The organism is Vibrio sp. M250220 (genome assembly GCF_036533795.1).
Classification (GTDB): Bacteria; Pseudomonadota; Gammaproteobacteria; order Enterobacterales; family Vibrionaceae; genus Vibrio.
The window spans coordinates 157,242-172,094 of the sequence record NZ_JATABI010000001.1; the positions used below are offsets into that span (position 1 = coordinate 157,242).

Annotated in this window: 15 protein-coding genes and 2 pseudogenes; 4 read left to right on the forward strand and 13 right to left on the reverse strand. The window is 45.4% G+C overall.

All coding sequences use genetic code 11. The features are described 5' to 3' along the window. Window positions 1–6 precede the first annotated feature (6 nt). From QTN94_RS00730 to QTN94_RS00775, 10 genes and pseudogenes are all read right to left on the reverse strand, one after another. Window positions 7–1,176: a tetratricopeptide repeat protein gene (locus tag QTN94_RS00730; RefSeq protein ID WP_331426545.1), complete on the reverse strand. Its 1,170-nt coding sequence runs from the start codon at window positions 1,174–1,176 to the stop codon at window positions 7–9. Further along, a complete protein-coding gene (locus tag QTN94_RS00735) occupies window positions 1,173–1,790 on the reverse strand; it encodes an energy transducer TonB (protein ID WP_331426546.1) in 618 nt (205 codons plus the stop codon). The genes QTN94_RS00730 and QTN94_RS00735 overlap by 4 nt, the downstream gene beginning before the upstream one ends. Then, the gene (locus tag QTN94_RS00740; RefSeq protein ID WP_138970901.1) at window positions 1,790–2,194 is read right to left on the reverse strand and encodes an ExbD/TolR family protein; all 405 of its coding nucleotides are present in this window, start codon (window positions 2,192–2,194) and stop codon (window positions 1,790–1,792) included. The genes QTN94_RS00735 and QTN94_RS00740 overlap by 1 nt, the downstream gene beginning before the upstream one ends. Then, window positions 2,191–2,748, reverse strand: coding sequence for a MotA/TolQ/ExbB proton channel family protein (locus QTN94_RS00745; RefSeq protein WP_331426547.1), 558 nt, complete (start codon window positions 2,746–2,748; stop codon window positions 2,191–2,193). Before QTN94_RS00745 ends, QTN94_RS00740 begins: the two co-directional genes overlap by 4 nt. After that, a complete protein-coding gene (locus QTN94_RS00750; RefSeq protein WP_331426548.1) occupies window positions 2,748–4,103 on the reverse strand; it encodes a MotA/TolQ/ExbB proton channel family protein in 1,356 nt (451 codons plus the stop codon). Before QTN94_RS00750 ends, QTN94_RS00745 begins: the two co-directional genes overlap by 1 nt. Then, window positions 4,100–4,867, reverse strand: a complete 768-nt coding sequence (locus QTN94_RS00755) for a DUF3450 domain-containing protein (protein ID WP_331418271.1) — start codon at window positions 4,865–4,867, stop codon at window positions 4,100–4,102. The genes QTN94_RS00750 and QTN94_RS00755 overlap by 4 nt, the downstream gene beginning before the upstream one ends. A 169-nt stretch (window positions 4,868–5,036) precedes the next feature. After that, window positions 5,037–5,906 (reverse strand): annotated as a pseudogene (locus tag QTN94_RS00760) (TonB-dependent receptor); the annotation flags it as partial. Between the two features lie 147 nt (window positions 5,907–6,053). Next, complete coding sequence (locus tag QTN94_RS00765) at window positions 6,054–6,815, reverse strand: MBL fold metallo-hydrolase (protein ID WP_331426549.1); 762 nt, start codon at window positions 6,813–6,815, stop codon at window positions 6,054–6,056. A 172-nt stretch (window positions 6,816–6,987) separates the two neighbouring features. Next, entirely contained in the window at window positions 6,988–7,953 is a 966-nt protein-coding gene (locus QTN94_RS00770; RefSeq protein ID WP_331426550.1) for a lactate/malate family dehydrogenase, read from the reverse strand. Window positions 7,954–8,076: 123 nt separating this feature from the next. After that, window positions 8,077–8,949 carry a DMT family transporter gene (locus QTN94_RS00775; RefSeq protein WP_331426551.1) on the reverse strand — a complete coding sequence of 291 codons (873 nt, stop codon included), beginning with the start codon at window positions 8,947–8,949 and terminating at the stop codon, window positions 8,077–8,079. 131 nt (window positions 8,950–9,080) lie between these two features. Here QTN94_RS00775 and QTN94_RS00780 point away from each other — a divergent pair, with 131 nt between their 5' ends. The 3 genes from QTN94_RS00780 (at window position 9,081) to QTN94_RS00790 (ending at window position 11,742) form a co-directional block, all read left to right on the forward strand. Next, the gene (locus tag QTN94_RS00780; RefSeq protein WP_138970891.1) at window positions 9,081–9,797 is read left to right on the forward strand and encodes a glycerophosphodiester phosphodiesterase family protein; all 717 of its coding nucleotides are present in this window, start codon (window positions 9,081–9,083) and stop codon (window positions 9,795–9,797) included. Between the two features lie 255 nt (window positions 9,798–10,052). Continuing rightward, window positions 10,053–10,448 carry a hypothetical protein gene (locus tag QTN94_RS00785; protein ID WP_331418276.1) on the forward strand — a complete coding sequence of 132 codons (396 nt, stop codon included), beginning with the start codon at window positions 10,053–10,055 and terminating at the stop codon, window positions 10,446–10,448. A 190-nt stretch (window positions 10,449–10,638) separates the two neighbouring features. After that, on the forward strand, window positions 10,639–11,742 hold the full coding sequence (locus QTN94_RS00790) for a phosphoribosylaminoimidazolesuccinocarboxamide synthase (protein WP_331426552.1): 1,104 nt from the start codon (window positions 10,639–10,641) through the stop codon (window positions 11,740–11,742). A 65-nt stretch (window positions 11,743–11,807) separates the two neighbouring features. Here the strand turns inward: QTN94_RS00790 and QTN94_RS00795 are convergent, their stop codons facing one another. Beyond that, a complete protein-coding gene (locus tag QTN94_RS00795) occupies window positions 11,808–12,311 on the reverse strand; it encodes a hypothetical protein (RefSeq protein ID WP_331426553.1) in 504 nt (167 codons plus the stop codon). 34 nt (window positions 12,312–12,345) lie between these two features. After that, a pseudogene (locus QTN94_RS00800) lies at window positions 12,346–12,840 on the reverse strand (glycyl radical enzyme domain-containing protein). A 397-nt stretch (window positions 12,841–13,237) separates the two neighbouring features. On the opposite strand from QTN94_RS00800, the gene QTN94_RS00805 reads away from it, so the two are divergent. Further along, window positions 13,238–14,542 carry a hemolysin family protein gene (locus QTN94_RS00805; RefSeq protein ID WP_331426554.1) on the forward strand — a complete coding sequence of 435 codons (1,305 nt, stop codon included), beginning with the start codon at window positions 13,238–13,240 and terminating at the stop codon, window positions 14,540–14,542. Between the two features lie 90 nt (window positions 14,543–14,632). Here the strand turns inward: QTN94_RS00805 and QTN94_RS00810 are convergent. Continuing rightward, window positions 14,633–14,853, reverse strand: a 221-nt coding sequence (locus tag QTN94_RS00810; RefSeq protein ID WP_331426555.1) for a hypothetical protein, incomplete at its 5' end; no start/stop codon positions are given.

Genomic DNA, 14,853 nt, shown 5'->3' on the forward strand with positions numbered 1-14,853 from the left:
TTTGCTTTAACTCGAAGGCGAATCCGCCATTTTTCTCACCTGAGTGAGGTATCGAATCCAACTTTTTGCCTGCGATGAAGGCTCTATCTGCTCAGCGCGTTTTGCCTCAATAAGGGCATCTTCGACTCGATTTAACTTGAACAGTACACGCGTCTTAGCCAACGCCACTTGTTCTTTATGCCCCTCGACTTTGTTTAGTACTGGCAGAGCTTGTTGATAGTATCCCTGCTGTACCATTAACTGGGCAACATTCCAATGATAGTCTTTATCTAACTGCGCGGCCTGCATCCACACCTCTATCGCTTTGTTCCATTCCTTTGCCAATTGCCAATAGACGGCCTGTTCCGCCAACAGTTTTACGTCAATAGATGCGTTTTCGAGCTCACTAATTTCCAACGCTGCACGCTCCGGCACACCTCGTTTAGCGTAGAGCTGGGCGAGAATACGGCGATCATTTTCCGTTAATGCTAGCTGATTCAGCTTGGCCAGAGAGAGCGTATCCAGAGCCTCTTTGTCTTGCCCTACTCGCATCTGCAAGCTCGCTAACTGTCGCCACCAATTAAGCTTCTCAGGTTGCAAAGCAATCAACTGTTTTAGCGTTGGAATCGCCTGTGACCACTGTTTTAACTGCAATTGTGCGCCCAAAATGAGTGATAGTGGCTGAATTCGGTCGCTGACCGATGCCTTCAGATAGTGATTCGCTGCCGGAATTACCTTATTCCACTGTTCAAGTTGATAATGAGACTGAGCAATACGTAGCCACACATCTTCTATTGGTGTTTTCTCGGCAGCGGATTTAACCAACGAATAGTAATGCTTGAGAGCCAGTTGATAGTTTTGCTGGCTAAGATGCAGATCTGCCAGTATTTTCTGGGTCTTCCAAGCCTGTTCATCTTGTAGCAGTCCACTCATTACCGCCTTGGTTAACTGCCCAATCGCGGCATCCACTTGACCATCCTGCCACAAAAAAACACCCTGCATACGAGCGATAAATGCTTGGTCATAAGCTCTTGATGTGTCGATCTGCTGAAGTTCGTTAATCGCCTCTTTGAGCTGGTCATTTTGCGCCAACTGGTGCGCCTTTTGTACACGAATTGCACTATATTGACTCAACTCTTGGGCGGTTCCCTTCACGGAAAACAACACAAGAAAAACGACGAATAGATGTCTAATCATGGCGCTATTTTAAACTCCACTGTAGCCGTCTGACCGAATTGCGATATGGCTTTGCCATCGACAATCTTCGGCTGATACTTCCATTTTTTTAGTGCTGAGATAGCTACTCGCTCAAAGATGCGCTTGGGCTTAGCATCTAGCACCTCTAAATCCGTCGGTCTACCTGTTGGGTCAATGGTAAATTTAATCACAACATAACCTTCAATGCGGCGCTTTGCCGCCTGGCTTGGATATCTAGGCTCAACTCGATAGAGTGGCATCGCCTGTTGATTAACCCCAAAATCGCCAAAACTCGGGGCGCTAATCGCCAATCCTTCGATCGCGGTACTGAGACCTAGTGAAGGTTGAGAAACCGGAGATAATTGAGTCTGTTCGGCATTCGCTTGAGAAGTCGGCATATGCTGCGGCACCTGCGGTGCTTTAGGCGGTTCTGGGACACTGCGTTGACGTCTCTGCACGTCTTGCTCATTCTCCAGCATGATCATGTTAAAACTGAGCGATTGGCTTGTGTCGGGGACAGATCGTTGACCACTGTCTACCATCAGTGCCATCACGCTGAATATCGCGAGCACACACGCGAACGCAAGCGGTATCGCTAATAGCAATCGCATCACTAGATCTTCTCCGCTGCTAATGCGATATTGCGTACACCTGCGCTCTTGGCTGCATCCATGACCTTAACCACGGTACCACTGTACGCGTGTTCGTCAGCCTGAATAACCAGTGACGCGTCCGGCTTGTCCAACATCAAGTGTTCAAGCGTCGCCTGCACTCGCTCTACATCAACAACACGTTTGTCGATATATATATCGTTTGCCGAGGTAATAGCGACAAAGATCCCCACTTCTTTCTGACTCACCACGTTTGATGCAGTCGGTCGATTGACCTCTACACCTGATTCTCGTACAAATGAACTGGTAACGATAAAGAAGATCAACATGATAAATACAATATCAAGCATTGATGTCAGATCGACCTGCGCTTCTTCTTGTCTCTGTTGACGTCGACCGAGTCTCATCGTTGACTCCTTAATGATTTTTCTAATTTAATTTCGTTCATCTGACACGCTTTTTGTAAACGGGCGTAAGCAAACATGCCAGTTAAAGCCGCAACCATACCCGCCATCGTTGGCAAGGTCGCTAGTGAAATACCAGACGCCATCAATTTGGGATTACTGCTGCCCTGATTGGCCATGACATCAAATACTGAAATCATTCCTGTTACGGTGCCTAACAACCCCAACATTGGGCAAATCGCCACCAGCACCTTGATGATATTTAGGTGTTGGTGGAGCTGACGATGCGCTTCAGATAACCAACCATCACGGATAGACCGCGCATACCAAGAGTCGTGGTCGGTTCTCAATTGCCATTTAGCCACCCACTGTTTTTTTAACTTGGGAAACTGAAACCACAAAAACACCACACGCTCTATCAGTAAAATCCAGCTCAATAACACCACTGAGGCTAACCACCAAAGCACTTGGCCGCCCTGCTGCATAAATTGTTGCAGAGCACTTAGCCAAGATTGCGTCGTGATCAACTCCGACAATAGAGCAAATAGCGCGTCCATTACGCTGCATTCCCCAACTTGTCGTCAACCACGACATTATCCTGTTCCGCCTGCTCGGCCACTAAAGCGATCCCTTGCTTCTCAAGAATGTTACGGATGGCTTCCGCTTGAGCACTCAAAATATTGTGTGCCAACAACAACGGCATGGCTACGATGAGGCCTAGCACTGTCGTTACCAATGCCATTGATATTCCGCCAGCCATTACTTTTGGATCACCATTGCCGAATTGTGTAATCACTTGGAAGGTTTCAATCATACCTGTCACCGTGCCTAATAGACCGAGCATGGGTGCCAACGCCGCCAGCAATTTAAGCATTGAGAGGCCTTTCTCTAAACTGGCCTGTTCATCAACCACCGCTTCTAGCAAGCGTAACTCTAAAGCTTCAACAGTCTTGTGTTTGCCATTTCCATAAACCGCCAACACACGACCAAGTGGGTTATCCGTGGGCATGTTAGGATTTTTAAACTGAATTCGAATTTTTTGGCGAGCAACAGACAAACTTACACCACGAACCAAAGCAATCAACAAACCAATAGCAAGCAAGCCGAGAATCACTTTACCCACAGCACCGCCCGCTTGAAGTCTGTCCATAAGACTTGGGGTCAATGCGAGTTGCTCTAGCATCACGCCACGGGAAGGATCTATGACTAGCGCTGTCGGTAGACCTTTATTCAAGTTTGCTAACGTATCTAGCGTTGGCCCATTTTCCGGTTGTTGAATATACGCTGTCGCAACCTGCTTACTGCCGTTCCAGTTGAGGTAGCCTTGCTGACCAACAAGTCCAAAAGCCCCTAAGCGCAGCGCCTGTGTTTGCTGAGATATCCCTTCACCGTCGATAAAGGCCACAAGCGTAGATTCGATCTCTCGGCTAGCATCAACCTGCTCACTAAACGCGAGCCACAGTTCGGTCAACTGCGGTAAGGAAGGGAGCTGCATTGCAGCGACGATCTCATTCACTGCCGCGGTATGCGTCTGTGCGCCTGCACCAGTGACCGATTGAGATAACTCCGATTGCAGTTGTTTGGCATTTTGTCGCACGACACCAAACACCTCGCCCAAGCTACCTGTTTCTAGACGCAGTTTCTCTTCCAATTCTGCTAACTGCTGTTCATTTCGACTGAAATCAGCGGCTAACTGGTCGTTATGCGCTTGCAGTGCCTGTTTCTGCTTTGAAAGTTGTTGCTTTAACTGCGCCAGTTCTTGCTCGGTTTGTTTAAAGCCAGATTCACGTAATTGATTGTGCTGTTGCTGAACTTTCGCTTCATTCTTCGCGACGGAGACTAAATCACTCGCCGAAGAATAGATTGGCAAGGCCGTTAAGGTCAGCAAAGTTATTAGGGCTGGGAATCTCATTGCTTCGCCTCCGCAACTTTCAGTGATATCGGCAAAGTGATCAAACTTGGCGCAACCTGTTTCGCCGCCATACTAAACGCGCTATCTAGTTCAGATTTTAGGGAAGCGTCTACTTCATACCACTTCGAGTCATTTTGATTCCAAGACCAGAATTTTTTGCCATTCAGGCTGCGTGCAACAAGAGACACACGACCAACATAGAGCACATCTGCCTGGCGTTTTTCGCCATCGATAATCACTTGCCCCTGATAAAGCCCCAGCTTTGTTCCGTAGTCCATCTCGATTTGATAAGCTTCCAGAATACGACGATACTTCTCAGCATCACTGACATCCGCCCGGGTCATCAAAGATTCAAGCTTAGCGAGACGCTCATTGCGTTGATCTAACTTTATTGGGACATCTTGAGCGACAATCTGTTTCAGTCCATCAATCATCTGATACATCAAAGGTACAATCCCCTGACGTGTCGCCTTAATTTCTTCAATCTGGCGCTCTAAGCTACTTGCCTCTTGATGCTGGCTATTCACCAAAGATGTCAAATGCTGACGATAGACTTCGAGGTTCTTGACCTCTTCTTGCAACTGCTCAATCTCTGCCTTAAGCAACAGTGTTTTTTCAGCACTGCTATCAATGCGTTTTTGGCTGCTGGCAGAAGCCGAATTGGTCTTGCTTTGAATGCCTTGCGCGGTATCTAAACCGCTAGCCAATGTACTTGTTGCTGCGAGGGTAAGACTAAGTACCAAACTTGTCGTAACTGAATTCATAACGTCTGTTTTTACTGATGTCATTATATAATTGAGAAGCAATCTCATTTAGGGTGATGCTCATAGTAGCGTCATTAAGCAAAATTGCAATGATCGTTGCACTTAAACAGGAATAGGGAAAGGTACTACCCTCTCCCTGATTCGTTCACAGAATTATACTCAGCTGTGATTAGTATTTAATTTGCAGTGTTGCCATATAGTTTCGGCCTTCTCCAATCACTACATCTTCCGCGTAGTTATGGCTCGATGAGGTTGCACCACCTCCGGCCAAATAATCGGTGTCAAACAGGTTTTCTACGCTAAGACGAGCCACCATATCAAGGTTTGCATCATACTTATAGGTGTAGGCAAGCCCCATATCGACTCGAGTATACCCCTCTTTCTTAAAAGTATTGGCATCATCACCATATCGAGCGCCTTGATAGATAATACCCAAATTCACATCTAGCTCGTTAGTAGCTGCATAGCTAGACCATAAACTAGCGGCAAACTCAGGGACATCTTTCGGTTTGTTACCTGCATAGGTCTCGTGCTGACTGATTTCAGCATCCAAATACATGGCAGAGCCAAACAGTGACACTCGCTCTGTTACCATACCCTGCGCCGTCAATTCAGCGCCTCGGTGTTGCTGTTCACCGTCTTGAGTTTTGATGTAATTGCCGGCATTGATAGTATCTTCGACATCCATAGCAACATTCTGTTGCGTGATATCAAATAGCGCGCCAGATAGATATAGACGCTTATCGAGTAATTCCCACTTAGTACCCACTTCATAAGAGACACCCGTTGCTGCGTCTAAAAGAGCGCCATCGTTGGTGTAAGTGCGGCGACCACTTGCCACCGCGCCTTGTGGTTCAAAGCTTTCGGCATATGAAGTGTAAACACTGCCGTTGTCTGCGGGATGATAGATAACAGCAAACTTAGGCGAAATATTCTCTTCAGCAACGCCATCCGCAACCTTACGATCAAAACGAACGCCTGCAAGTAACTGCCACTGCTCGTTTAACGTCATCAGGTCTTGTGCATAAAAGCCGCAAGTGACACAGTTCGATATCATCATCGACAACTAAAATTCGCGACATGAGAATAGCAGTACAATTGAAAAGGGTTCGCATTCTAAACTAAGGCCATATTGAAGACAATGGCACTTAGTTGCGAAGTGCTGTGCGAATAGTCGGATCTAACGTCAACCAAGGTTCAAGACTGACGAGAATAGGCTCCTAAGCTTAATTTTGGTCGTGCGCCAATGAGTCGTTGGCGTTCTCGGTGCCGTACTCAGCAAGTGCTGATAGACAGGCTCAGTAAATTCGACCTGCCCTCCATGCGCAACCAGCAATACTTTCGGCTGGAGATTGTAGATACGCTTAATCGAAGCCCGATATTTATTTGGATGGAAGACGGGAAACGGTGAGATAAGATGTTTTTTGACTTCGACCATCAGATCGGCGACATACAAAATTCCTTTCTCTTGGTGATGCAGCGAAAGGTCTCTATCGGTGTGCCCCGGTGTTTCGAGCACGGTCCAATCTTCAAAGCCAGGAATCATTTCACCATCTGAAAGCTCAATATCGGCGATCAGCTTTCGTGAATACCACAAATTTCTCCGCGGTTTGTTTTTACGTCGCGCAACCCAACGCGCCAGCATAATATCGGTCAAATGCATTGCAAATCCGCTCACCCCGCCATACCAATGATGATCTCGTTTTGCCGACACTATCTTACACCCTGTAATCGATCGTAGCTTATGCGCTGCGCCCGCATGGTCTGGGTGCATGTGTGTCACTACCACTGCGGCTAGATCACTAAACGGGCGTTGCAACTCATGAGTAATAAAATGTTTGAGATACGAAATATCAGCTCTTGATGCACCATCTAGTAACATCAGCTTTTTTTCATACTCCACCAGATAAATTTTTTGGATATAGCCATCTAAAGCATGGATCTTCATAGCCGCTAAACATTTAACATTGCATTTACATTCAACTTATCAGGCTTATCACTATTGCAAAGAGTATTAGCTCTAATATGTGACGTCACAGATGCCTTTGACCAACAAATTAGAACAATACAAACACAAAAGCGCGGCATTCACACCGCGCTCTCATATCAATGCCCTTGACTCAGTGTGCTTTGCTGGTTGATAAGGCAGTCATCTTCGCCACCTGCTCTACGACGGTATTCACTTGCTGGGCAATCTGCTTGAGTGTCTCCATCTCTTCGTCACTAAACGGATGTTGCAAGATCGCTTCTGCACCATTTTTACCCACCACCGTTGGCAAACTCAGCACGACGTCTTTCAGGCCATATTCTCCCTTGAGCAAGGTAGCAACAGGCAAGACAGAGCGTTCGTTAATCATCAACGCTTGTATGATTCGAAATACGCTGGCGGAGATACCGTGAGTGGTATTTTGCTTACGTTTGAAAATCTCATACCCTGCCTGCTTGACCGACTCTAGCAGTTCGTCAGCACAGATCCGCTCAATATGGTGGGTATCACAATAGTAATCCGCGGGCTGACCAGCGATAGAAATGAGACTTTTGGGTGTAAAACAGTGGCTACCATGCTCACCCAGCACATAGCCAAATACGTTCTTGGGATCGAGATTGACACGATTGCCGACAATACTCATCAAACGGGCGGTATCAATAACACAGCCACTACTGATCACTTTAGAACGCGGGAAATGGGTATTGGTGGCGATAAAGTGAGCCACGACATCACATGGATTACTGACCACGATTAAAGTCGCGTTAGGCGCTACGCGTTCAACTTCTTTGGCAATCTCAACACCAATGCGGGTATTGATTTCAGCCAGATCGATACGTGTTTGTCCTTGTTTGATCTGAGCACCTGCGGTAATCACGACGATATCAGCGCCAATGAGAGTCAGGTAGTTATCCGTCGGAACTAAATGGGTGTTTTTTGAAAACGTCAAAGCGGCTGTATGCCTAAAATCAAAGACCTCGCCTTCTGCGCGTTGTAAGTCTTTATCCAGCAGTACAAGCTCACTGATACTTCCTAGTGTCAGAAGGTAGTTACATACGCCTACCCCTACAGAACCAGCACCAATCACACCGATTTTCATTTATCTTTCCTTGTTAGATCTGTCCTATAACTTTGGATTGTACTAACAATTTCATCAATGATGCTAATTTAATTTTATCTATGAAATAAATATCAGATGTTTAATCTAAATATCGCGTAAAGACTAGACACGTCTCTTAAATAGCCGCCCATCTGTGCGATAGAATATCAGCGACGTCAAGATCAGCCCACAACCGATCAACTTATTCCCAGACAACTGCTCACCATACCAAACAATACTGAGAACCACAGTCCAGATTGGCTCAAAGAGCATGATCAACGCCGCGTTGGCTGGATTACAACCTTTCTGACCTAAAGTTTGCATCACGTATCTCAAACTGGTTGCTAACAAGGCGCTCAGTGCAAACCATCCCCAAATGGAAGCGTCCACACTTTCAGGGAAAGTTTCGAACATCATCGACATAAGCAGTGCAATCACGCCAGTAACAAATAGCTGGATACAGGTCAGCAACAACACTGGCACCTTGTGGGCGAGCTGACTGTTAACGTTGAAATGCAGAGCAAGTAAACACGCATTGGCCAAAAACCAAAGCTGACCCGCAGAGCTATTCCAACCATTGGTTAACGACAACATCGCCAAGCCAGCTACTGCTATAGGCATAGAAATCCAAAATGCTCGTTTCGGTCTATCTTGGTAAAGAACCCAAGCAATAATAGGGACAATAATCATCGATAGGCTGACGATAAACGCCCCTTCGCCCAATGTCTCACTGATTGAAATCGCATAGACCCAACTCAGCAACGCGAAAGACAGTATCACCCCTCCTCCAACCGCCTGCCCAATAAGAGCAAGCGTCAATTGGCGAAAACGCTTAACACATAGAGGAAGTAAGCAAACCGACGCGACGAGAAAACGCAAGCCAACGAACCCAAAAGGCGGCAAACCTTGAATCGTCTCTTTGGAAAAAATCCACCCCAGCCCTGCGAGTGCTGTTGTTGCAAATAGTATCCAGCCAGCTTTGTTTTCAGCGTTCAAATTCAAGTTCTCTTTCTCGTTATTATCGTTTTGATAGTGTCAGATTTATTGAACAGAAGCTATTAATTATCTACTCATCTTCACCACTTCATACTAAGCTATCACTCTGAACTATTTGAGGATTATTCGATATGATCATTGTTGGACACCGAGGTGTCGCCGGACATTTCCCTGAAAATACACGTTGCAGTATTGAAGCCGCCATCGCGCTTGGTTTGAAATGGGTAGAAGTCGATATTCAACCAACCAAAGATAACCAGCTAGTTGTCTGTCATGACCACACCATCAACCGTTGCAGTAACGGTCGTGGCCGCGTTGATCGCTATACATTGGATGAACTCAAACAATTTGATTTTGGTCGTTGGTTCGACCGCAAGTTTGCCAACCAGACAATTATGACACTCAATGAACTGCTCAATTTAGCTGTAGAGAACAAGCTAAAACTTAATTTAGAGGTCAAAATCGATCGTCACGATCCAATGCTAGTTTGTCAGCTCCTCGCTAAAGAGCTAGGCAGCAGCCAAGCCACAACTGAAGACATTGTCCTATCGAGCTTTAACCACGACATTGTGCGTTGTCTGCACCAACTTATTCCCGAGTACAGACTCGCCGTGTTGTGTGATCGAGTAACGACTAAAGTGGAACGTTTACTTAAGCAAGTCTCTGCTTTTAGCTGCAACGTTAACTATAAATTCCTTAACAACAGCAAGATTTATCGGCTCCAAGCAGAGGGATTTCAGGTGTGGAGCTATACCGTCAACAATCCAAAATCATTGCGTCATCTATCGAAGCTCGACGCCATTTTTAGCGACTTTCCTCAACGCTTTCTCACGCATAATCCTCAGTAGTAACCTGTACAGTGTTATCCACCACCACTGGATAACACTGGCTATGTGAGTGCGTCAGCTCACAATTTTCATTTTAGCCCTCACGCCCAAAAGCATTCCAAAAAACAAATAAAACCATTAAATATCAATCACATAAACTAAAATCACCCTCTATGGCTTTGTTTTTATCGTATAAAAATCCCACAAAAATGCTTGCTTCTTATTCGGATTAAAACTACTGTATACGCATACAGCATGTATAAAGGAACAGTAATTATGATTCAGGCACAAACTCAGACTTCAGCGTTTTCAAAATATAATGTTCTTGCTCAACCGACTCAGCCGATGAACATTGATGACACGACGTTAAATCGTCTAGCGGGTCTTTCCAATCAAAAGCAATGGATTCTGTTTACTGCTGAGTGCCCTCGCCCGAATTATGATCAGTTCGCTTCTTGCCATGTGAGCTGCAAAAAGATTATTCAGATGAAACCTTCACAGACCCAGTCTGAATTCGAAATCGTCATTAAGGCGATCCAATCCGGTAATGCCAGTGCTGTCGTTGCCTCTAACAATCTTTCTACTGTTGAGCAAAGCCTACTTTGTGAACATGCTCGTCAGTATCAATGTGAAGTCTTCTTCGTCGAAGGAAGAGTGAACCATTTTCACTAATCAACACTGCCAATCGCCCCTCTCTGAGGGGTTGTTTTTTGTTAATCTCAGCTCATTTTGCTTTCAACATAAAAAAATAAGCAAACGTTTGCTTTTTCTCTGGCAGCACAGAATAGTTCTGGTATGATGCGTTGGATATCGGCTGTCGCGAATGGCAGTCGCCCACCTTGCTAAAGATAGGAATGTCGAAATGAGTCTCGCTGATCAAGTTCTTGCCGTAAACGATGATCTCCCAATTCGTACTGATAAACCCGTTCACAGTGGCAAAGTCCGTTCAGTCTATTGGCTGACGGAAGAAGACAGTAAACGCCTTATTAAAGAGAAAGGCTACGATGTTGCCCCAGATGCACCATTGGCTATCATGGTGATCAGTGACCGTATTTCTGCTTTTGATTGTATCTGGCATGCTGAAGGTGGATTAAAAGGTGTTCCTGGTAAAGGAGCGGCTCTAAACGCTATCTCCAACCACTGGTTTAAGTTGTTTAAAGACAACGGTCTTGCTGACAGCCATATTCTTGATATTCCGCACCCATTTGTTTGGATTGTCCAAAAAGCCAAACCGATCATGATTGAGGCGATCTGTCGCCAATATATCACTGGCTCAATGTGGCGTGCATACGAAAAAGGCGAGCGTGAATTCTGTGGAATTCAACTACCAGAGGGGCTAAAAAAAGATAAGCCGCTTCCTGACTTGCTCATGACACCGTCGACAAAAGGCATTCTTAAAGGCATCTCAGGTGTACCTGAAGCTGACGATGTTAATATTACTCGTAAAAATATCGAGGATAACTTCGCTGCCTTTAACTTCTCTAAAGCAGAAGACATCGCACTTTACGAAAAGTTACTTCGTGAAGGTTTCGTGGTTATTAGCAATGCACTTGCCGAAGTCGACCAGATTTTTGTCGACACTAAATTCGAATTTGGCTACGTGACTGACGCAGCAGGTAACGAAAAGCTCATATACATGGATGAAGTTGGTACACCCGATTCATCACGAATTTGGGATGAGGAAGAGTACAATCAGGGTCGAATCGTCGAGAACTCAAAAGAAGGTTTCCGCCAATTCCTACTTAATTACTTCCCAGATCCAGACATTTTGCTCAACAAAGAGCGAATGGATGAACGTGAGGCTCTGGCTCGTGACAATGCGTTACCATTAGAATCACTGATCGATATTTCAACGACTTATCTAAGCATTGCCGCTAAAATTACTGGTCAAGAGATCAAACTAAGTGACAATCCGAAGCAGGAAATCATCGATATCCTTTCTCGTGATTACGGGCTGATCGACTAGGTAAGCCATCATACACAAAAGCCCCGCTCAGCAATGAGCGGGGCTTTTTGATCACAGCGCAAACACTATTTGTCTTTGCCTTTGTCACCTTTATCTTTACTGCCTTTATCTTTGCCACCCTTATCTTTACCACTATTGTGGTTGCCCTTATCGCCACTTTTTCCTTTACCAGATGTTGGGCTCGCTTGTTCTGACTCATCGTCGCTGCCTTTCAGCGTTCCCGTCCCATTTCCTGGGTTAGAGTACTTAGCGTGAGCATTTAGCTCTTCTTGGGTGACGAACCCATCCTTGTCTTTATCAAACGATGCAAAGGCACTGAGTTTGTTTCTACCATCAGTACCATCGTCTTCAGATTCCTCTTCTTCCACCTCATCATCATCTCGAGTTCCACGGTACTGGTTAAATTCTTCTGCTGACACTTTGCCATCACCGTCTGTGTCCATCACACTCAGTTCTGGAGGTGTTTTGGTGCGATTGTTATCATCGCCGTTTTCAACCTCTTCTTCGGCAAAAAGATTAAAACTTACCAGTGTCACTAATATCACTAACCACCTTAGTCCTTTAAACATGCCTCTATCTCCTCTGTACTTCCCTGTTAACATTTTAGTTTACTGATACTATTGTGCATGATTTTCTTACTTCCCTATCAATTGGCATCATTATCCAGAAGCGTTTTAGCTTTGTGTACACTTGCAGTGGGTCTAGATCACTAACGTACGGCAACAACACATCGTCCAACTGACCAAGATAAACGGGAATATTGGTCACTGATGGCACATGATGATAAACAATAGTGAGTAGGTTTAGCGCATCATCAAAGTCGCTTGCAGGTTCTAGCTCTAGATATTGTGAACCCTGTTGGAGGAACTTGGCCTAATCAGGCAGTACATAGCGAGGTTTGAATGGAGCATGCCCTTCAAACATGTCACACAATGCTCCCTCTTTCATTGCATCTCTTACTTGCTGCGAGATTTCCATATAAGGCAAACTCGCTTCGGCCTCAAGCGCGAGAAACTGGTTTTTCTGTTTAGGGGAAAGAGTCGCATCTGTGACTATGTTGTAGATACGTGTTTGGAACTCATTATAGCTATCTGACATGTTAGCAAATCCTTATTGTTTTTAAGGATTTTATCTCAATCGGTTGAATGTCCACTATTGAAACCACGTTGATCACATATTTCCATTTTGGAAATTAATGTAAGTAACACACCTCCATTGAACTTCCGTACTCGTCATCCCCTCATAATTTAGAACCAGATTGTCATTACTCGATTTTGCGACAGTTTCGATCATAGTCGGATGAGTCATTGTATACCAATAGGAGGTTTTATGCGGAGTTCTCAGGCTCCACCAGCATTCACTGCTGTTGGATAAGTCTATGTGGATAACGCACTGAGTTGCCTATCGTCACGACAAAATGAATTCGTGGAAGTTTTCTCAATCTCGTAGTCAATTGTGGCTAGAATGGCGCAACCTTTCTATTCGGATAGCCTCCATGAGTCTACTTGAAAACCTCTTCATTATTATGGCGCTGATCTTAATCAGCTGTTTTTTTTCGATGTCAGAAATCTCTTTGGCCGCAGCGCGAAAAATTCGCTTGCGCCAACTTGCGGACGATGGCGATCATCGAGCCACTTTGATCCTTGGGCTACAAACGCACCCAGGTAACTTTTTTACCGTGGTGCAAATTGGCTTGAACGCTGTTGCCATCATGGGCGGCATCGTCGGTGAATCAGCGTTCACTCCCTATATCGCTGCCATGCTGAGCAGTTGGATCCCTACTGCGTGGATCGCACAGACCAGCTTTGTACTCTCTTTTACCTTAGTTACCAGTCTGTTTATTTTATTTGCCGACCTGATGCCTAAACGTATCGCTATGGCCATGCCAGAAACCGTTGCTTTAACCCTAGTAAAGCCGCTAATGGTGTGCATTCTAATCCTCAAGCCTATCGTATTAGTCTTTAACGGATTGGCGACACTGATTTTTCGCTTGTTACGCGTTCCCGCGGAGCGTAATGACGACATCACCAGTGATGATATTTACGCGGTTATGGATGCAGGCGCAGAAGCGGGCGTACTCGATACAAATGAGCAACAGATGATGGAAAGCGTGTTCCAGATGCAATCCATTGCTGTTACTTCAGCCATGACGCCACGCGAAAACATCGCTTTTCTCTCTCTTGATGACGATGAAAGCATGCTCAAACGTAAAATCGCCGACAACCCCCATCACAAGTTCCTTGTTTGTGATGGACAACTTGATGCGATTAAGGGCTTCGTCAATTCAACCGAGCTGTTGATTCGCCTTATTAACGAGCAAACTTTGGACTTAAAAAACAGCAGCGTGGTGCAAACCTGCCCTATCATCCCTGATACGTTGAGCTTATCCGAAGCATTGGATTACTTTAAAACCAATCGCGTCGACTTCTCTGTGGTGATGAACGAATACGCGCTAGTGCTTGGCGTCGTGACGTTTAATGATTTACAAAGCGCAGTAATGGGTAGCTGGGTGTTGGCCGAAGGTGAAGAGCAAATTGTCGCTCGCGATGAGCACTCTTGGCTGGTTGATGGTGTAACGCCTATCACCGATGTGATGCGCACGCTGCAAATTGACGAATTACCACACTCTCAAAACTACGAAACCATCGCTGGTTTTATGATGTTTATGCTGAAAAAAATTCCTCGTCGTACCGACTCGGTCACCTTCTCAGGCTACAAATTTGAGGTCGTTGACATTGATGACTATAAAGTAGACCAACTGCTGGTCACTCGTGTGGAACAGAAAGATGATGAGAAGTAACAAAGTTAAGAGCAAGTAAAAAGGACAGGCACGGCACCGTTAGGTAGTACTAATACCCTTGACATAATTTAACTGTGAAATCGGTATAGTTTACCCAACTGGGGAGAGAATGGCGTTCTGTGAGCCGCTGTTGGCGTGAATGAGTCTATTGAGGCTTTTTTGAACAATGAGTGACTCACCAAAAACATTTTTGGTTTGGTGTGGGTTTCTTCTCCCCCAGTCAAACGTACGATTAACAGTAATCTTCATCCTTATAAAGCTCACTGATGAAGTCAAGCTCTTCATCAGTGAGTAATTGCCCGGACTTCTCC